At 66.0% G+C, this 18,298-nt stretch carries 17 protein-coding genes and 1 pseudogene; all 18 read left to right on the top strand.

Going from position 1 to position 18,298, the window contains the following annotated elements:
- Window positions 1-21: 21 nt before the first annotated feature.
- The 18 genes and pseudogenes from AB5I39_RS03455 to AB5I39_RS03370 all read left to right on the top strand — a co-directional run bounded on the left by AB5I39_RS03455 (window position 22) and on the right by AB5I39_RS03370 (window position 18,297).
- A complete protein-coding gene (locus tag AB5I39_RS03455) occupies window positions 22-348 on the top strand; it encodes an Mpo1-like protein (protein WP_404371201.1) in 327 nt (108 codons plus the stop codon).
- A gap of 95 nt (window positions 349-443) precedes the next feature.
- The gene (locus AB5I39_RS03450; protein WP_404371199.1) at window positions 444-1,436 is read left to right on the top strand and encodes a cysteine synthase A; all 993 of its coding nucleotides are present in this window, start codon (window positions 444-446) and stop codon (window positions 1,434-1,436) included.
- Window positions 1,437-1,506: 70 nt separating this feature from the next.
- A complete protein-coding gene (locus AB5I39_RS03445) occupies window positions 1,507-1,836 on the top strand; it encodes a hypothetical protein (protein WP_404371196.1) in 330 nt (109 codons plus the stop codon).
- 329 nt (window positions 1,837-2,165) lie between these two features.
- The gene (locus AB5I39_RS03440) at window positions 2,166-2,666 is read left to right on the top strand and encodes a division/cell wall cluster transcriptional repressor MraZ (protein WP_404371195.1); all 501 of its coding nucleotides are present in this window, start codon (window positions 2,166-2,168) and stop codon (window positions 2,664-2,666) included.
- The gene (gene rsmH / locus AB5I39_RS03435; RefSeq protein ID WP_404371192.1) at window positions 2,663-3,640 is read left to right on the top strand and encodes a 16S rRNA (cytosine(1402)-N(4))-methyltransferase RsmH; all 978 of its coding nucleotides are present in this window, start codon (window positions 2,663-2,665) and stop codon (window positions 3,638-3,640) included. Before AB5I39_RS03440 ends, rsmH begins: the two co-directional genes overlap by 4 nt.
- A complete protein-coding gene (locus AB5I39_RS03430) occupies window positions 3,640-4,230 on the top strand; it encodes a hypothetical protein (protein WP_404371189.1) in 591 nt (196 codons plus the stop codon). The genes rsmH and AB5I39_RS03430 overlap by 1 nt, the downstream gene beginning before the upstream one ends.
- Window positions 4,227-5,957 carry a peptidoglycan D,D-transpeptidase FtsI family protein gene (locus tag AB5I39_RS03425; protein WP_404371186.1) on the top strand — a complete coding sequence of 577 codons (1,731 nt, stop codon included), beginning with the start codon at window positions 4,227-4,229 and terminating at the stop codon, window positions 5,955-5,957. The genes AB5I39_RS03430 and AB5I39_RS03425 overlap by 4 nt, the downstream gene beginning before the upstream one ends.
- A gap of 7 nt (window positions 5,958-5,964) precedes the next feature.
- Window positions 5,965-7,380 (top strand): UDP-N-acetylmuramoyl-L-alanyl-D-glutamate--2,6-diaminopimelate ligase, encoded by a 1,416-nt coding sequence (locus tag AB5I39_RS03420; RefSeq protein WP_404371183.1) that lies wholly within the window; start codon window positions 5,965-5,967, stop codon window positions 7,378-7,380.
- Window positions 7,377-8,750: a UDP-N-acetylmuramoyl-tripeptide--D-alanyl-D-alanine ligase gene (murF, locus tag AB5I39_RS03415; protein ID WP_404371180.1), complete on the top strand. Its 1,374-nt coding sequence runs from the start codon at window positions 7,377-7,379 to the stop codon at window positions 8,748-8,750. The genes AB5I39_RS03420 and murF overlap by 4 nt, the downstream gene beginning before the upstream one ends.
- Window positions 8,750-9,820, top strand: coding sequence for a phospho-N-acetylmuramoyl-pentapeptide-transferase (gene mraY, locus AB5I39_RS03410; RefSeq protein ID WP_404371177.1), 1,071 nt, complete (start codon window positions 8,750-8,752; stop codon window positions 9,818-9,820). Before murF ends, mraY begins: the two co-directional genes overlap by 1 nt.
- Window positions 9,817-11,211, top strand: a complete 1,395-nt coding sequence (gene murD, locus AB5I39_RS03405; protein ID WP_404371174.1) for a UDP-N-acetylmuramoyl-L-alanine--D-glutamate ligase — start codon at window positions 9,817-9,819, stop codon at window positions 11,209-11,211. Before mraY ends, murD begins: the two co-directional genes overlap by 4 nt.
- 29 nt (window positions 11,212-11,240) lie before the next feature.
- Window positions 11,241-12,430, top strand: a pseudogene (locus AB5I39_RS03400) (FtsW/RodA/SpoVE family cell cycle protein).
- Window positions 12,427-13,572 (top strand): undecaprenyldiphospho-muramoylpentapeptide beta-N-acetylglucosaminyltransferase, encoded by a 1,146-nt coding sequence (gene murG / locus AB5I39_RS03395; RefSeq protein WP_404371171.1) that lies wholly within the window; start codon window positions 12,427-12,429, stop codon window positions 13,570-13,572. Before AB5I39_RS03400 ends, murG begins: the two are co-directional and overlap by 4 nt.
- On the top strand, window positions 13,569-14,972 hold the full coding sequence (gene murC / locus AB5I39_RS03390; protein WP_404371168.1) for a UDP-N-acetylmuramate--L-alanine ligase: 1,404 nt from the start codon (window positions 13,569-13,571) through the stop codon (window positions 14,970-14,972). The genes murG and murC overlap by 4 nt, the downstream gene beginning before the upstream one ends.
- A 124-nt stretch (window positions 14,973-15,096) precedes the next feature.
- A complete protein-coding gene (murB, locus tag AB5I39_RS03385; protein WP_404373991.1) occupies window positions 15,097-15,969 on the top strand; it encodes a UDP-N-acetylmuramate dehydrogenase in 873 nt (290 codons plus the stop codon).
- The gene (locus AB5I39_RS03380; protein ID WP_404371165.1) at window positions 15,966-16,445 is read left to right on the top strand and encodes a DUF4262 domain-containing protein; all 480 of its coding nucleotides are present in this window, start codon (window positions 15,966-15,968) and stop codon (window positions 16,443-16,445) included. Before murB ends, AB5I39_RS03380 begins: the two co-directional genes overlap by 4 nt.
- Window positions 16,442-17,362, top strand: coding sequence for a D-alanine--D-alanine ligase (locus AB5I39_RS03375; RefSeq protein WP_404371162.1), 921 nt, complete (start codon window positions 16,442-16,444; stop codon window positions 17,360-17,362). Before AB5I39_RS03380 ends, AB5I39_RS03375 begins: the two co-directional genes overlap by 4 nt.
- Window positions 17,359-18,297 (top strand): cell division protein FtsQ/DivIB, encoded by a 939-nt coding sequence (locus AB5I39_RS03370; protein ID WP_404371159.1) that lies wholly within the window; start codon window positions 17,359-17,361, stop codon window positions 18,295-18,297. Before AB5I39_RS03375 ends, AB5I39_RS03370 begins: the two co-directional genes overlap by 4 nt.
- Window position 18,298: the final 1 nt, after the last annotated feature.

Genomic DNA, 18,298 nt, shown 5'->3' with positions numbered 1-18,298 from the left:
CGTTACCATTAGGAGCCGTAAATGGTCGCCAAGATCACCAGCTATGCCGCCTTCTGGCCTTACTATCTGCGCGAGCATTCCAAGCCCGAAACGCGCGCGATCCATTATGCAGGCACGGCGCTCACCTTCGTGTTCCTGGCCGTGGCGATCGTGGCAGGGGGATATTGGTGGGCGGCGCTGCCGATCGCGGGATACGGCTTTGCCTGGGCCGCGCATTTCGGGGTGGAGCGCAACCGTCCGGCGACCTTCACCTATCCCCTATGGTCGCTGGCGAGCGATTACCGGATGTTCTTTTTGTGGCTTGGCGGGCGGCTGGGGCCGCATTTACGCGCGGCGGGGATTGGGTAAAGACCGCGCCACGCGGCGGTCGTCATCCTGAGCGCTTGGTTGCAGCAAAGCGAAGCTTGCTTGCCCCGCGCGGCGCGGGAACCTAGCTAAGGACGATGCACACCACCCCCAATACACTCGCCTTGATCGGCAATACCCCGCTTGTCCTCCTGAAAGGGCCGAGCGAAGCCGCCGGTGCCGAAATCTATGGCAAATGTGAATTTGCCAACCCCGGTGCCTCGGTCAAGGACCGCGCCGCACTGGGGATCGTCGAGGATGCCGAGGCGCGCGGGGCGATCGCGCCGGGCGGGACGTTCGTCGAGGGGACGGCTGGTAATACCGGGATCGGGCTGGCGTTGGTTGCCAATGCCAAGGGCTACAAGACGATCATCGTCATGCCCGAGACGCAGAGCCGCGAGAAGATGGACACGCTGCGCGCGCTGGGGGCGGAGCTGGTGCTGGTGCCGGCCGCGCCCTATTCGAACCCCGGCCATTTCGTGCACACTTCGCGTCGCATCGCCGAGGAAACGCCCAATGCGGTGTGGGCCAATCAGTTCGACAATACCGCCAATCGCAAGGCGCATATCACCGGCACCGCCGAGGAAATCTGGGCGCAGATGGACGGGCGGATCGATGGCTTCACCTGCGCGGCGGGAACGGGCGGGACGATCGCCGGGGTCGGGCTGGGCCTGAAGGCGAAGGACGAATCGATTTGCATCGCGCTCAGCGATCCGCACGGCGCGGCGCTGTACAATTATTACGCGCATGGCGAGTTGAAAGCGGAAGGATCGTCGGTCGCCGAAGGCATCGGGCAGGGGCGGATCACCGCCAATTTGGAAGGCGCGCCGATCGACACGCAATTCCGCATTTCCGATGCCGAGGGGATGGAATGGGTGACACGGCTGTTGTCCGAGGAGGGGCTGTGCCTGGGCCTGTCGTCGGGCATTAACGTGGCGGGCGCGGTAGCGCTGGCACGGCACCTGGGGCCGGGTAGACGGATCGCCACGATCCTCTGCGACACCGGTTTCCGCTATCTTTCGACGCTCTACAATCGCGCGTGGCTGGAGGCGAAGGGGCTGGCTGTACCGCCGTGGCTCGCCTCGGCCTGACATATAGAGACTTGGCAAAAGGCTGGAATCGACAAGCGCATTTTAATGCGTTACTTTTATACCACAGCCTATGAAAATTAACGCACAGCACCCGCCGAGGGAAGCAGGACAGACCACCCAGCGTGTGAAGGTCGGCATGATCGGCCTCGCTGCGGTGGTTTTGTTGATCGGGCTGGCAGCGGCGATCTTTGCGACAATCAACCATGACCGCGAGGTTGCCGCGATCGGCAGCGCGCGCCCCGAGGTGGTTTCCGCGATCGTATCGGGCAACAGCGCCGATCCGGCGGCGACACCCACGGCAACCAAGGAACCGCTCGCCGAGCTGGGCGTCGCGCCGAGCGCGGAAATCGCCAGCAACACGGCCCAGCCGCAATCGCGCGCCGCGCACCCGCAACGGTGATCGCGCGGCTCCGCCGTAGAGCGGGGAAATCACGGGAAATCGTACCTGATTACCGCACCGCCTCCGGGGAAGCGCGGGACGGCGAGACATGCTCTTCGAACACAGCAGGAACAAGCTGATATGACGCGACAAAAATGGACGGCGAATTTAAGGAATTAACCGTACTTCCCCGTCATTCCCCGGCTTTCCCCTTGTATCCCCGGTAAACTACATGTTAACTCTGCTTCCAACAGGGGCAGACTCATCTCGCCTGCGCGACAGTGCGCTGAGCATCGCAACGGACGCGATTCTCGGGACGGGAGAGGTTTGCCCGCCGGAGCGGGGTGGGCGTGGACGAACGCAGCGAATATCAGGGAGACGGACTTGGCCTTGTCGATGACAAGGGCCGGGTCGCGATTCCCGTTTCGCTGCGGCAGGCGCTGGCGACCAATTCGCCGCGCCCCGACGGCAAGGATGGTGGCACTATCATCGTCGGCGTGCATCCCAAGCAGACCTGCCTGCGCGCCTATGACCCTGCCTATGTCAAGATCCTGAAGGCCAAGGTGGAGGCGCGCGAGGCGCTGCACACCGGCGAGGATGGCGAGCCCAACTACAATCTCAAGCGCCGCGGCGCGAGCGGCGAACAGGCCCCGTTCGACGGCTCGGGCCGCTTCATCATGCCTGCATTCCCCCGCGATTATGCGGGAATCGGCGAATATGCCTTTTTCTGGGGCACGTTCGACTGGATCGAGATCTGGGACCCGGCGACCCTGATGGCGGCGACCGATGTCGATCCGGTAATGCAGGCCGCCTGCCGGTTCCATTGCAAGCAGAAGGGGATCGCGCTGTGATCTCCGATACCGCTACGAACGACGCCCCGCATGTGCCGGTTTTGCTGACCGAAGTGCTCGATGCGCTCGCCATTGCCCCCGGCGAGCGCCACGTCGACGCGACCTTCGGGGCGGGCGGGTACACGCGCGCGATGCTGGCGGCGGGCGGGCGCGTGTTTGCGTTCGATCGAGACCCTGACGCGATCGCGGCGGGCGCGGCGGCGGTCGCTGCGTCGGATGGCGCGCTGACGCTGATCCCGGCGACCTTTTCCGCGATGGATGCCGAACTGGCGGCGCGGGATGCCGTGCCGGTGCAGGGCGTCACGATGGACATCGGCGTATCGTCGATGCAGCTCGACCAGGCCGAGCGCGGTTTCTCGTTCCAGTCGGACGGTCCGCTCGACATGCGGATGAGTCAGGAAGGCATGAGCGCCGCCGACTTCCTCAACGAAGCCGACGAATCCGAGATCGCGTTCGTCATCAAGGAATATGGCGAGGAACCGCGCGCGCGGCGCGTTGCGCAGGCGATCGTCTATAATCGACCGATCACACGGACGAGCGAGCTCGCGCGGATCGTGCGCAAGGCGCTCGGCTATAAGCCGTACGACAAGAAGGACCCCGCGACGCGGACCTTCCAGGCGATCCGCATCCATATCAATCGCGAGCTGGGCGAACTGGCCGACGGTCTCGCCGCGGCGGAGCGCGTGCTGGCGCCCGGCGGGCGGCTGGCGGTGGTGACGTTCCACAGCCTGGAGGACCGGATGGTCAAGCGGTTCCTGCGCGAACGCAGCGGATCGCTGCCTTCCGGATCGCGGCATTTGCCCGAAGTGGCGGCGAAACATGCGCCGAGCTTCGCATCGGTCGGGCGCGCTATTCGCGCGGATGACCTTGAAATTGCGCGCAATCCGCGCGCCCGTTCAGCCACGCTTCGTACGGCAACGCGTACCAGTGCCGCCGCGTGGCCGGAAAAATCTGTGACAGAGGGAGCGATGTGATGCTGGGTCTGGCGTGGAAAAGCCTCGGATGGTTCCTGGCGGGTGTCGCGGTGGCACTCGGTTTCCTGCTGGTGCCGCTGCAAGTGGCGGCGGAGCGCAAGAAGCTCGACCGTACCGCGGCCGAGATCGCACGCGCCAAGCGCGACATTCGCGCGCTGGAAACCGAGTTCGATACGCGCGCCAGCTTGGCCCAGCTCGACAAATGGAATGCCGAGTCGCTTGGGATGGTGGCGCCTGCTGCCGACCAGTTCGTCGCGGACGAAGCAGCGCTGGCGTCGATCGAGCCGACCGCAGCAGGATCGGGCCCGCAAATGGCGTCGTTCGTTCCAGCAGCCCCGGTCTATGCCACGACGAGCCAGGCTCCGGCGGCGGAACCTGCCGCAGCGACACCGCCCGCGAGCACGCCCGCGCCCCGGGCCGCGATGGCGGCGGTGAGCCAGCCGCAGCCACAGCCGCAACCGGCAGCCCGCCCGCGCACCGAGGCGCGGCCGCGCGCGGCGGTGGCGCTGCTCGACCGCGCCTTGCTCGACGATAGCGTGATCGGCGATTTACGCAGCAGCGCCCGCGCCGAAGTGGGGCGGCAACGGTGAGCACGCTCGTCGCCCGCCCGATCCCGGCACGCCGCTCGACCGATCAGCGCCACGCGCTGGTCGCGGTCGCGCATGTGCGGCTGATGATGCTGATGCTGCTGATCATGGCGGGTTTCCTGCTGGTGATCGGACGGATCGCGCTGCTGGGGCTGATCGGCACGCCGGCGGGGGCGGCGACGCTGACCACCAACCCGTTCGTGCGGGGCGATGTGCTCGATCGCAACGGCCAGCCGCTGGCGCGCACGATCGAGGCGTGGACGATCGGCGTGCGGCCGGGCGAATTGCTCGGCGACCGTCAGGAACTCGCGGCGCAGCTCGCGACGCTGATGCCCGCGCACGACACAGGTTGGTATCTCGACCGCCTGACGATGAAGGGCAAGTTCACCTATCTCGAAAAGCACGCCTCACCCGCGCTGGTGAACCAGGTCCATGCGCTGGGCGAGCCGGGCATCGTGTTCGCGCGTGAGCCCGAGCGGCTGTATCCGCAATCGACGCTGGCCGCGCACGCGCTCGGCTATATCGGGCCGACGGCGACCGACCCGAAGATCATGGGCCGCGCGGGGATCGAGCGCGCGTTCGACGCGCGGCTGAGCGACCCGGCACGGCGCGGCCAGCCCATCTCGCTGTCGATCGATTCGCGCGTGCAGGCGGCGATGGAAAGCGAACTCGGCCGGGCGATGGTGTCGTTCAAGGCGAAGGACGCGACCGGCGTCGTGCTCGACGTGCACACCGGCGAAGTGATCGCGATGGTGTCGCTGCCGGTCTACAATCCCAACAAATTGAGCGGGACGAGCATCGACGCGCTGCGCAACAATGTGACGCAATCGGTCTATGAGCTCGGCTCGACCTTCAAGCCGATCACGGCGGCGGCGGCGATCGAGAGCGGGACCGTCACCTCGATGGCGCGCCGGTTCGATGCGACCGTGCCGCTGAAGGTCGGGCGCTTCACGATCCATGACGATCGCGGCGACGAGCAGAAGCGCTGGCTGAATATCCCCGAAACGCTGATCTATTCGTCGAACATCGCCACCGCACGAATTGCCGAGGAGATGGGCAAAGACAAGCTCACCGCGATGTTCACCGCAATGGGTTTCGGCGAGCGCCCCTCGATCGAACTGCGGGAGCGCGCCGGGCCGATCTGGCCGAAATATTGGGGCAACACCACGCTGATGACCACGGCCTATGGCCACGGCATTGCGGTGACGCCGCTGCACCTCGCCAATGCCTATGCAACGCTGGTCAATGGCGGGATCTGGCGTCCGACGACGATGCTGAAGGTCGCGCCGGGCGCAGCGCCTGCTGGGCGGCGCGTGCTGTCCGAGGCGACCAGCGCGCGGATGCGGCAATTGCTGCGGATGATCGTGCTGCTCGGCACTGGCAAGAAGGGCGAGGCCCCCGGCTACCGCGTCGGGGGCAAGACTGGCACGGCGGAGGTCGCTGGCGCAGGCGGGTATAACAAGCATGCCAACGTCTCGACCTTCGCCGCCGCCTTCCCGATGGATGCGCCGCGTTATGTCGTGGTCGCGATGCTCAATTCGCCGGTCGGCAATGCCGAGTCCTACGGTCTGACGACGGCGGCCTGGACCGCGGCGCCGGTCGTCAGCCGCGTGATCGCGCGGACGGGATCGCTGCTGGGCGTGACGCCTGATACGAAGCGCGATATCGATGTCTCGGAACTGATGCCTTTGGTGTGGCACGGCGCGGGCGACCGCAAGAACGCAGAATGAGGCTCAAATGAAACTCGGCGCGCTGACCGGCGGGAACGAGACCGATACCGTCACGGGCTTCGCGATCGACCACCGCAAGGTCGCGCCGGGGGTGGTGTTCGGCGCGTTCCAGGGTGCCGTCGTCAATGGCGAGGATTTCATCGACGCGGCGGTGGCGGGGGGCGCGATCGCCGTCGTCGCGCGGCCGGAAGCTGTGGTTGAAGGTGCGATGCACATCGCCGATTCCGTCCCGCGCCGGAAGTTTGCCGAACTCGCAGCGCGCTATTTCGCGCCGTTTCCGGGTGTCGCGGTGGCGGTGACGGGGACCAACGGCAAGACCTCGACGGTCGAGATGGTGCGGCAATTGTGGCGGATGAGCGGGTTTAGCGCCGCCTCGATCGGGACGCTGGGCGTGACGACAGGCGACGACCGCGTTTCCACCGGGCTGACCACCCCCGATGTCGTGACCTTCCTGTCGAACGTCGCGGGTCTGGCGCGCGAGGGCGTGAGCCATGTCGCGTTCGAGGCGTCTAGCCACGGCCTGTCGCAATATCGCACCGAGGGGCTGCGCGTGGCGGCGGCGGCGTTCACCAATCTCAGCCGCGATCATCTCGATTATCACGGCACGATGGAGGCGTATCTCGAAGCCAAGCTGCGGCTGTTCGGCGAAGTACTGGCCGAGGACGGAACGGCTGTGGTGTGGGCGGACGATCCTGTCGCGACGCGCTTCGTCGAGGTTGCGCGCGGGCGCGGGCTCAAGGTGCTGTCGGTCGGGACCTCGGGCGAGACGCTGAAGCTCGTATCGCGCGATCCGACCTTGTTGGGGCAGGGGCTGGTGATCGAGGCCGAGGGCAAGGCGCACAAGGTCAATCTGCCGCTGATCGGCGCGTATCAGGCGGCCAATGCGCTGACCGCGGCGGGTCTGGTGATTGCGGCGGGCGGGGACGTTGCGGCTACGCTCGCCAATCTGGCGCGGTTGCAGCCGGTGCGCGGGCGGCTGGAGCGCGCGGTGATCGCCAGCGGAGGCGCACCGGTCTATGTCGATTATGCGCACACGCCCGATGCGCTGGAGGCGGCGATCTCGGCGCTGAAGCCTCATGCGGGTGGGCGGCTGATCGTGGTGATCGGCGCGGGCGGCGACCGTGATATGGGCAAGCGGCGCGAAATGGGCGCGGTCGCGGCGGCGATGGCGGACGTCGTAATCGTCACCGATGACAATCCGCGGTCCGAGGACCCCGCAGCGATCCGCGCGATGGTCCTGGAAGGGGCACCGGGCGCGATCGAGATCGGGTCCCGGCGCGAGGCGATCGGCGCGGCGATCGCGCAAGCCGGGCCGCACGACATCGTGCTGATCGCGGGCAAGGGGCATGAGCAGGGGCAGATCGTCGGCAACCTGGTCCTGCCGTTCGACGATGTCAGCGTAGCGCGGGAGATGGCGGCGTGACCCTCTGGACCTCCGACGTGATCGCCGCCGCGACGGGCGGCACCGCCTCCGCGCCGTTCAGCGTGACCGGCGCGACCTTCGATTCGCGCGAAGTCACCAATGGCGACCTGTTCATCGCGCTGACCGGGGAGGCGACCGACGGGCATCGCTTCCTCCCCCAAGCGTTCGAACGCGGCGCAGCCGGGGCGATCGTGTCGCAGCCGTGCGACCAGCCGCATGTGCTGGTTGCCGATACGATGGCCGCGCTGGAGGCGCTCGCGCGCGCGGCGCGGGCGCGGACGGATGCCAAGATCATCGGCGTCACCGGATCGGTCGGCAAGACTGGGACCAAGGAAGCGCTGTTCGCCGCGCTCGACCGTGGCGTACCGGGTGAGGCGCATCGTTCGGTCAAGAGTTACAACAACCATACCGGCGTGCCGCTGAGCCTCGCGCGGATGCCGGCCGAGACCCGCTTCGGCGTGTTCGAGATGGGCATGAACCATGCGGGTGAACTGGCGCAACTGACGCGGCTGGTGCGCCCCCATGTTGCGATCGTCACCACGGTTGCCTCGGCACACCGCGAATTCTTCGACAGCGAAGAAGCGATTGCCGATGCTAAGGGGGAGATTTTTCAGGGGCTCGAGCCGGGCGGCGTTGCGATCGTGCCGTACGACAATATCCATCGCGACCGGTTGCTTGCCGCTGCCGCGCCCTATGCCGCGCGCACCGTGACCTTTGGGCTGGAGAAGGGCGCCGATGTGCGCGCGATCGAGACGATGCGTACGGCGAACGGCGGCACGTTCGTGACGGCCGCGATCGGCGCGCGGGAATTGAGCTTCACGATCAGTCAGCCCGGGATGCACTGGGTGTCGAACTGCCTCGCGCTGCTCGCGGCGGTCGATGCGGTCGGCGGCGATATGGCGCTGGCCGGCCTGGCGCTCGCCGAACTCGGCGGGCTTGCAGGGCGCGGCGCGCGCTTTTCGGTGCCGGTCGGTGCGGGTGAGGCGCTGGTGATCGACGAAAGCTACAACGCCAACCCGTCCTCGATGCGCGCGACGCTCGCGGTGCTGGGGGCGGAGCAGGCCGCGCGGAAAATCGTCGTGCTCGGCGAAATGCGCGAGCTGGGCGTGGACAGCGATGCCTATCACGCCGCCCTGGCCGCGCCGATCGCGGCGGCGGGCGTCAAAGCGGGTATTTTGGTCGGTGAACGGATCGCGCCGCTGGCCAACGCGCTTGAGGGGCAGGGCGATTTCGTCCATGTCGCCGACGCCGCCGCGGCGCGTGCCGCTCTGTCCGCGCTGTTGATGCCGGGCGATGCGGTGCTCATCAAGGGATCGAACGGCGTGGGGCTGGCGGCGGTTGTCGCGGCGTTGCGAAGCGGGACACTGTAATGCTCTTCCTCCTGGCCGAATATCTGGGGTTTCCCGGGCTGCTGAACCTGATCCGGTATCAGAGCTTCCGCACCGGCGCGGCGGTGGCGACTTCGCTGTTCCTCGGCCTGTTAATCGGCCCGCGCTTCATCGGCTGGCTGCGGGTGCGGCAGGGCAAGGGCCAGCCGATCCGCGCCGACGGCCCGCAATCGCACCTCGCGAAGCGCGGCACGCCGACGATGGGCGGGCTGATGATCCTGACGTCGATGGTGTTTTCGATTCTGTTGTGGATGGATCTGTCGAGCCCGTACGTCTGGGCCTGCACTTTCGTGACGTTGGGGTTCGGCGCGATCGGTTTCCTCGACGATTTCGACAAGGTGCGCAAAGCGAGCACGGCGGGTGTGTCGAGCCGGTTGCGCTTGATCGGTGAATTCGTGATTGCAGGCGTGGCGGCGACGCTGATCGTGCAGCAGAACGGCACGCACCTGTATCTGCCGTTCTACACCGGATCGGTGATTGATCTCGGTTATTTCTACATCGTCTTTGCGGCCTTCACGATCGTGGCTTTCGGCAATGCGGTGAACCTCACCGACGGGCTCGATGGTCTGGCGACGATGCCGGTAATTATCGCGAGCGTGGCGTTCATGCTGATCGTCTATCTCGTCGGGCGCGCAGATTATGCGACGTACCTGGGCATTCCGCACGTGCCGCACGCAGGCGATCTGGCGATTTTCTGCGGTGCGATCGTGGGCGCCGGCCTTGCCTTCCTGTGGTTCAACGCGCCGCCCGCCGCCGTGTTCATGGGCGATACCGGCAGCCTCGCGCTTGGCGGGGCGCTGGGGACGATCGCGGTCGTCGCGCATCACGAAATCGTGCTCGGCATCATCGGCGGCCTGTTCGTGGTCGAGGCGATGAGCGTCATCATCCAGGTGTTCTTCTACAAACGTACCGGCAAGCGCGTGTTCAAGATGGCGCCGATCCACCACCATTTTGAACAGCTCGGCTGGAGCGAGCCGACCGTCGTGATCCGTTTCTGGATCATTGCGTTCGTGCTGGCGCTGGCTGGTCTTTCGACGTTGAAACTGCGGTGATCGTTTCGCCGACCTGGGCGGGCAAGCGCTTTGCTGTGCTCGGGTTGGCGCGCTCGGGTGCGGCCACCGTGCGCGCGTTGCTGGCGGGCGGGGCGACCGTGGTGGCGTGGGATGCCAAGAAGGCGGCTCGTGACCGTTTGGCTTCCATGTTCCCCGGCGAAGGCCGGGGTCCAGGCGGACAGGTGCGGATTTTTGAGGGAGGCGGCTCCGATGCTGCCGATGGGGCGCAACTGGACCCCGGCCTTCGCCGGGGAACGTTGGAAGTAGCGAACCTCGAAATGGATGACCTCGCAGAATTCGATGCCCTTGTCGTGTCGCCGGGCGTGCCGCTCAATACCGACTACGTCGCGTCGCTCGCTCGCGCCGAAAGCACGTCGATCATCGGCGACATCGAGTTGTTCGCGCAGGCCCGCGCTGCGCTCCCACCGCACAAGGTCATTGGGGTCACTGGCACCAACGGCAAGTCCACCACCGTCTCGCTGATCCACCATATCCTGCAGACCGCAGGAATGCCGTCGCGGCTCGGCGGCAATATCGGCCTGCCGATCCTCGAGCAGGAGCCGCTCCCCGAGGGGGGCGTTTATGTGCTGGAACTGTCGAGCTATCAGATCGACCTGACGCAGACGCTCGATTGCGATGTCGCGGTGTTGCTCAACATCACGCCGGATCATCTCGACCGCTATGACGGGTTCGAGGCGTATGCCGCTGCCAAGGCGCGGCTGTTCGCGATGCAGACCAAGGGCCATGCTGCGATCATTGGGATTGGGGATGCCGCCTCGGCGCAGATCGCCCGTAGCCTTTCGGCGCGTGGCGAGGATCTGACCAAGATCGCCCCGGGCGTGTGCATGGTGCAGCCGCTGTCGCCGAGCTTGTCGGGCCCGCACAACCTGCAGAATGCGCTGGCGGCGATCAATGCGTGCGAGGCGCTGGGGGTGCCGCATGCGGCCATCGACGCCGGGCTGCTGAGCTTCACCGGCCTACCGCACAGGATGGAGCGCGTCGCGAACAAGCACGGTGTGACGTTCGTCAACGACAGCAAGGCGACCAATCCGGAATCGGCCGCGCCCGCGCTGGCGGCGTTCGATCGCATTCACTGGATCCTCGGCGGGCAGTCGAAGTCCGACGGTCTCGACGCCTGCGCGCCGAGCTTCGGCCGGGTGGTGCGCGCCTATACGATCGGCGCAGCCGGCGCGAAGTTCGCGGCGATCCTGGACGGCAAGGTTCCGGTCGAACAGAGCGGCGATCTGGCGACCGCGGTCGCGGCGGCGGCGCGCAATGCGGTGGCGGGTGATACCGTTCTGCTATCCCCGGCCTGTGCCTCGTTCGACCAGTTCCGCGATTTCGAGGATCGCGGCGACCAGTTCCGCGCGCTGGTCGAGGCGCTGCCATGAACGCGCCCGCACCGAAATTGTGGAAGAGCATGAAGGGTCGCGGCGGGCGCGGTGACCGTTCGGCGCTCGGCATGTGGTTCTGGGATATCGACCGCATGCTGTTGCTGCTGACGCTGCTGCTGATCGCGGTCGGGCTGATCGCGGTGGGGGCGGCGTCGCCCGCTGCTGCCACGCGCTATTCCGACGGCAAGCATATCGTGCCGCCGCTCTTCTATTTGTGGTGGCAATTGGCGTGGATTGGCGTGTCGCTGCCGATCCTGCTGGTCGTGTCGATGCTGCCTGTGCCGATCGCGCGGCGGCTCGCATTGCTGGGCACCGCCGTCTGTCTGGTGCTGCTGATGCTGGTGCCGGTGATCGGGGTGGAGAAGAACGGCGCGACGCGCTGGATCAACCTGGGCATTTCGCTGTTGCAGCCCTCGGAGTTTCTCAAACCCTTTTTCATCGTGACGGTCGCGTGGCTGCTGTCGATGCGTGCGCAGGATGAGGCGCTGCCCGTGGTGATCATCACGGGCGGGATGACGGCGCTGGTCGCGACGCTGCTGATGCTGCAGCCCGATTTCGGGCAGACGGTGGTATTCTGCGCGGTGTGGATGGCGCTGCTGATGATTTCGGGCACGTCGCCAAGGTGATGGGCGGCTTGATCGCGGCGGTGCCGGTCGGGCTCGTCGCGGCGTATATGTTCTACGGCACGGCGCGCGCGCGCATCAACGCGTTCCTGTTTCCCGATGCCGAGGGGATTGGTGCCGCCGACCATTTCCAGACCAATGCCGCGCACGACACGATCACGGCGGGCGGCTGGCGCGGCACTGGCCCCGGCGGCGGATCGATGAAGTTCCGCCTGCCGGAGGGGCATACGGACTATATCTTCTCGGTGATCGGCGAGGAATTCGGGCTGATCGCATGCGTCATCATCGCGATGCTGTTCCTGGCGATCGTCGTGCGGGTGTTCGTCAAATTGCTGGACGAACAGGATGAATTCCGCCTGTTCGCCGCCGCAGGCCTCGCCACCCAATTCGGCGTGCAGGCGTTGATTTCGATGGCGGTCAACACCGGCCTGGCGCCATCCAAGGGCATGACCCTGCCGTTCATCAGCTATGGCGGATCATCGCTGATCGCGCTGTCGATCGGGATGGGGTTGCTGCTGGCCTTCACGCGGCGCAATCCGTTCGTTACGCGCTCCAAATACATTGCGCATTCGAGCGCGCGGAGCGGACTATGACGGCGAAACATTTCGTATTGGCGGCAGGCGGGACCGGCGGGCACATGGTGCCGGCGGCGGCGCTGGCGGGGGAGCTCACCAAGCGCGGGCATTATGTCGCCCTGGTCAGCGACGAGCGCGGCGTGCGCTTTCCCGGCTTGTTCGAGGGCGTCCAGACGCACATCCTGCCTGCGGGGCGGCTTGCGGGTGGGCCGATCGGCTATGCCAGGGCAGTGTCGGCGATGCTCAAGGGCCGCGCGATGGCGATCGAGCTCTATAAGAGCTTCCGCCCCGATGCCGTGATCGGCTTTGGCGGATATCCCGCGCTGCCTGCGTTACTCGGTGCGTTCAATCAGGACATTCCGACCGCGGTGCATGAGCAGAATGCCGTGCTGGGCCGGGTCAACCGCCTCGTCGCGGGCAAGGTCGATGCGATCGCGACCTCTTATGCCAACGTCCAGCGCTTGTCCCCCAAGCTTGCCGACAAAACGCATCTGGTCGGCAATCCGGTGCGCGATGCCGTGCTGGCGCTGCGCAGCAAGCCGTACCCGCTTCTGGAGGAAGACGGCATTTTCCGCGTGCTGGTCACCGGCGGAAGCCAGGGCGCGAGCGTGCTGAGCCAGGTCGTGCCCGATGGCCTGTCGCTGCTGCCGGTCGCGTTCCGGCGGCGGCTGCAAGTGACCCATCAGGCGCGAATCGAGGATATCGAGGCGTGCCGCGCGAAATATAAGGAACTCGATATCGCGGCGGAGCTGGCAACCTATCTCCCCGACATGCCCGAGCAACTGGCCTGGGCGCATCTGGTGATCGCGCGCGCAGGCGCATCGACGTTGGCGGAGCTAACCTGCGCCGGGCGGCCCGCGATTTTGGTGCCGCTGCCGAGTGCCACCGACGACCATCAGACGGCCAATGCCAAGGAAATGACCTCGGCGGGCGGCGCGCGGACGATCGACCAGCGCAGCTTTACGCCGGTCGAACTGGCCAAGCAGATGCAGCGACTGGGACTCGATCCGGAAGCGTTGCAGAACGCTGCCGGGCGGGCGCGCTCGTGCGGACGGCCCGATGCCGTGCGCGATCTGGCCGATCTGGTCGAGAGCCTCGGCAATCCGAAGGGCGACATGCCGATCGGCAAGCCGCAACCGATCAAGGAAGCATTCGCATGAAGGGCGTCGCAACCGACATTGGCACGATCCATTTCGTCGGCATCGGCGGGATCGGCATGTCCGGCATTGCCGAGGTGATGAAGAACCTCGGTTATTCGGTGCAGGGGTCCGACGTCGCCGAGGGTTATGTCGTCGAGGGGCTGCGTGCGCAGGGGATTCCGGTCGCGATCGGGCACCATGCCGACAATCTCGGCGATGCGGCGGTGATCGTCACCTCGACCGCGATCAAGCGCGGCAATCCGGAAGTCGAAGCGGCGCTCGAACGGCGCATCCCGGTGGTGCGGCGCGCCGAGATGCTCGCCGAACTGATGCGGCTGAAATCGACGGTTGCGGTGGCCGGCACGCACGGCAAGACTACGACGACGAGCATGGTCGCGGCGCTGCTAGACGCGGGCGGGGTCGATCCGACTGTCATCAACGGCGGGATCATCAACAGCTACGGCTCGAACGCGCGGCTTGGCGCGAGCGACTGGATGGTGGTCGAGGCCGATGAGAGCGACGGCAGCTTCCTGCGGCTCGACGGGACGATCGCGGTCGTCACCAACATCGATCCCGAACATCTCGATCATTATGGCTCGTTCGACGCGGTGAAGGATGCGTTCGTCGAATTCGTCGAGAATGTGCCTTTCTATGGCGCGGCGTTGCTGTGCCTCGATCATCCCGAAGTGCAGAACATCATCCCGCGCGTGCGCGACCGGCGGGTGGTGACTTATGGCTTCTCGGCGCAATCGGATGTGCGCGGCGTCAATGTGACGCCGATCCCCGGCGGCAATCGCTTCGAGGTGATCGTCCGCCACCGCGACGGGACGAGCCGATCGATCGAGGGCATCGAAATGCCGATGCCGGGGCGGCACAACATCCAGAACGCGCTGGCGGCAATCGGCGTGGCGCTCGAACTCGGCATCGATGATGCGACCATCCAGCAGGGCTTCGCCAAGTTCGGTGGGGTGAAGCGGCGTTTCACCAAGGTGGGCGAGACGGGCGGCGTCACGATCATCGACGATTACGGGCATCACCCGGTCGAGATCCGCGCCGTGCTGTCGGCGGCGCGCGAGGGTGTCGAAAATCGCGTGATCGCGGTGGTGCAGCCGCATCGCTATTCGCGGCTTGGCGATCTGATGGAAGAGTTTCAGGGCGCGTTCAACGACGCCGATATGGTGTTCGTGGCGCCGGTCTATGCGGCTGGCGAGGCACCGGTCGAGGGCGTCGATGCCGAGGCTTTGGTCGAAGGATTGAAGCGGCGTGGGCATCGTTCGGCGGCGACGATTGCCGGGCCGGAGGCGCTGGCGGCGGCACTCGCGAAGGTGGTGCAGCCGGGCGACATGGTCGTGTGCCTGGGGGCAGGGGATATTACCAAGTGGGCGGCCGGGTTGGCGGCGGGTATCGAGGCGGCGCGATGATGACCGCCGCTTCTTTTCTTCTCCCCTCCCGCTTGCGGGAGGGGCTGGGGGAGGGCCTGTCGCAGGTGTTGCGCCAGTAGCTGAGTCGTTCCCTCCCCTAACCCCTCCCGCAAGCGGGAGGGGAATAGAAGGCCGCCTGACCGAATCCGCCCCGCTCGCCCCGCTCGTCTGGTTCAAATCGGGCGGCAGTGCGCAGTGGTTGTTCGAACCGAAGGACGTCGCTGATCTGAGCGCCTTCCTCGCCGATCTCGATCCCGCGACGCCAGTGATGCCGCTCGGCCTCGGCTCGAACATGATCGTGCGCGACGGTGGTGTCCCGGGCGTGGTGATCCGGCTCGGCAAGCCGTTCGCGAAGGTCGAGGCGATCGACGCAACCACGCTCCGTTGCGGCGGCGGGGCGAGCGGCATTCTCGTGTCCTCGACCGCGCGCGATGCCGGGATCGCTGGCGTCGAATTCCTGCGCTCGATCCCCGGCACGGTCGGCGGCTTCGTACGAATGAATGGCGGCGCTTACGGGCGAGAGACCAAGGACATTCTGGTCGAGTGCGACGTGGTCCTGCGCTCGGGCGAGCGGCAGACGTTGGCGGTCGAAGCGCTTGGCTACACCTATCGGCATTCGACCTTGCCCGAAGGGTGTGTTGTCGTCGGTGCTACGTTTCGCGGGCATCCGGGTGATCCCGCCGCGATCCAGGCCGAAATGGACCGCATCGCCGCCGCGCGCGAGGAATCGCAGCCGCTGCGCTCGAAGACCGGGGGTTCCACCTTCAAGAACCCCGAAGGCCACAAGGCATGGGCGCTGATCGACGCCGCCGGGTGCCGCGGCTTGCGCATTGGTGATGCGCAAGTCAGTGAGAAGCATTGCAATTTTCTCCTAAATCTCGGCAATGCGACGAGTGCCGAGATCGAAGCGCTTGGTGAGGAAGTCCGCGCGCGCGTGCTGGCCGCTTCGGGCATCACGCTGGAGTGGGAAATTCAGCGGGTGGGGGTGGTGAATTGAGCGCGGGGAAAGCCCTGAGCGAATATGAGCAGAAGCTTGTTGAAACCGTGCGCGAACACGGCTGCCAGAGTACTTATGTCACGGCTCAGCCACCGTTTGGATATTCGGTTGGCTTTGCCGAGACCGTTGCCCAAGCCGAGGTGATCGTCCTCGGCCTCTCGTCGCAAACCACCGGCTTTGTTATCAACCAGACCTTGCTCATGTGTCGGGATGGTCTGATCCTTGATGATGGTGTGTTGATCGAGGGCATATTGACCGACCTGCCGTTGATGGCCCGCCGTGTCACGAGCGAGCACATCGTTACCGACTATCTGAATTCCGCGATGTGGTATCATCGGCGCGTCTTTGGCCGAGAACTCGATAATGTTGTCCAGCTGGTCTGGCCAAGTGACGATAGCCTTTGGCCGTGGGACGAAGCGTTCCCGCAAGACCTGCGTAAATTTCAACCAGCACTCTATCAAGGCACGGTCCAATGATTCCCCTCCACGTCGCAGTCCTGATGGGCGGCTGGTCGGCCGAGCGGGAGGTTTCGCTGACCTCGGGCGCGGGCGTTGCCGAGGCGTGCGAAAGCCTGGGCCACCGTGTCACGCGGATCGACATGGGGCATGACGTCGCGGCCAAGCTCGCCGAGGCAAACCCCGACATCGTGTTCAACGCGCTCCACGGCACGCCGGGGGAGGATGGGTCGGTGCAGGGGATGCTCGACCTGATGGGGCTGAAATACACCCACAGCGGCCTCGCCACGTCGGTGATCGCGATCGACAAGCAACTGACGAAGCTGCTGCTGGTGCCGGCGGGCATCTCGATGCCGGGCGGTCGGATCGTCAAGTCGGCGAGCCTGTACGAGGGCGATCCGCTGCCGCGCCCCTATGTGCTGAAACCCGTCAACGAGGGATCGTCGGTCGGCGTGGCCATCGTCACGACTGAGGGCAATTACGGCAGTCCGATCGCGCCGGGCACGCCGGGGCCGTGGGGCGAGTTCGAGGAGTTGCTCGCCGAACCCTATATCCGTGGGCGTGAACTGACGACCGCGGTGCTCGGCAACCGCGCGCTGGGCGTGACCGAACTCAAGCCCAAGACCGGCTGGTACGATTACGAATCGAAGTACACCGACGGCAAGACCGAGCATATCTTCCCCGCCGCCATTCCCGACGAGATTACCGAGGCGTGCAAGCGTATCGCGCTCGACGCGCACCGGCTGTTGGGGTGCAAGGGCACGTCGCGTTCGGATTTCCGCTGGGATGACGAGGCCGGGGTGGACGGGCTGTTCCTGCTCGAGGTCAACACCCAGCCGGGCATGACGCCGCTCAGCCTGGTGCCCGAACAAGCGCGGCATTGCGGGATTTCCTATCCCGAACTCGTTCAGATCATCATCGATGAGGCCCTGGCATGAGCGCCACGATCAAACGCGGCACCGCCCGCCGCCCGGTCCAGCCCAAGCGTCGCGCTCCGCCAAAGGTTTCGGTGATCGACCGGATGATCACCGCGCTGCCGGTCAGCGAGGCGACGCTGCGGCGGATCGCGACCTGGTCGATCATGGGCGTGGTCGGCGCGGCGACGCTGGCGACCGCGACGTATCTCGGCGTGCCGGGCATGGTCGGATCGGCGATTGGCGAGGGCATCGGCAAGGCCGGGTTCCGCGTGACCAATATCCAGATCACCGGGCTCAACCGGATGGATCATAACGTCATTTACCGGATCGCAGCGAACCAGCCGTCGATGGCGATGCCGCTGGTAAGCCTTGAAAAAATCCGTCAGGATCTGGTCGCGCACAGCGGCTGGATCGAGGATGCCCACGTCTCGCGGCGGCTGCCCGATACGCTGATCGTCCATGTCGTGGAGCGTAAACCGTCGGCGATCTGGCAGAAGGACGGCAAATTGTCGCTGATCGCCGCGAACGGGACGTGGCTGGAGCCGGTCGACCCGGAGGCGATGCCCGATCTGCCGCTGGTCATCGGCGCGCATGCGAATGAGCAGGAGCCGGCCTACCGGCAATTGCTCGATGTCGCGCCTGCGCTGCGCGGGCAAGTGAAGGCGGCGACCTGGGTCGGCAATCGGCGCTGGACGCTGACGTTCGAAAGCGGTGAGACGCTGCAATTGCCGCAGGGCGACGAGGCGGCGAGCAAGGCGCTGATCAAGTTCGCGCAAATGGATGGCGTGCGGCCGTTGCTGGGCAAGGGCTGGCTCGGCTTCGACATGCGCGATCCGACCCGGCTGGTGGCGCGCAAGCCAGGGGTTACGACCAACAAGGCGATCACCGATCCGACGGCGGGCGCGACCCCGGCGGTGATCGAAGCGAAGCAATCCGGCGCGCAAGCGCAAGGGTAAC

Source organism: Sphingomonas sp. MMS24-J45, assembly GCF_044881195.1.
In the GTDB taxonomy this organism is placed as follows: domain Bacteria; phylum Pseudomonadota; class Alphaproteobacteria; order Sphingomonadales; family Sphingomonadaceae; genus Sphingomonas.
The sequence above is the reverse complement of the archived record's forward strand: the minus strand, read 5'-3'. Positions and strand labels throughout refer to the sequence as shown.

Coding starts and splice junctions, on each gene's coding strand:
- mraY (WP_404371177.1), top strand. CDS start 8,750: ATGCTCTTCCTCCTGGCCGAATATCTGGGGTTTCCCGGGCTGCTGAAC.
- murC (WP_404371168.1), top strand. CDS start 13,569: ATGAAGGGCGTCGCAACCGACATTGGCACGATCCATTTCGTCGGCATC.
- AB5I39_RS03375 (WP_404371162.1), top strand. CDS start 16,442: ATGATTCCCCTCCACGTCGCAGTCCTGATGGGCGGCTGGTCGGCCGAG.
- AB5I39_RS03455 (WP_404371201.1), top strand. CDS start 22: ATGGTCGCCAAGATCACCAGCTATGCCGCCTTCTGGCCTTACTATCTG.
- AB5I39_RS03445 (WP_404371196.1), top strand. CDS start 1,507: ATGAAAATTAACGCACAGCACCCGCCGAGGGAAGCAGGACAGACCACC.
- AB5I39_RS03450 (WP_404371199.1), top strand. CDS start 444: ATGCACACCACCCCCAATACACTCGCCTTGATCGGCAATACCCCGCTT.
- AB5I39_RS03430 (WP_404371189.1), top strand. CDS start 3,640: ATGCTGGGTCTGGCGTGGAAAAGCCTCGGATGGTTCCTGGCGGGTGTC.
- AB5I39_RS03370 (WP_404371159.1), top strand. CDS start 17,359: ATGAGCGCCACGATCAAACGCGGCACCGCCCGCCGCCCGGTCCAGCCC.
- murG (WP_404371171.1), top strand. CDS start 12,427: ATGACGGCGAAACATTTCGTATTGGCGGCAGGCGGGACCGGCGGGCAC.
- AB5I39_RS03420 (WP_404371183.1), top strand. CDS start 5,965: ATGAAACTCGGCGCGCTGACCGGCGGGAACGAGACCGATACCGTCACG.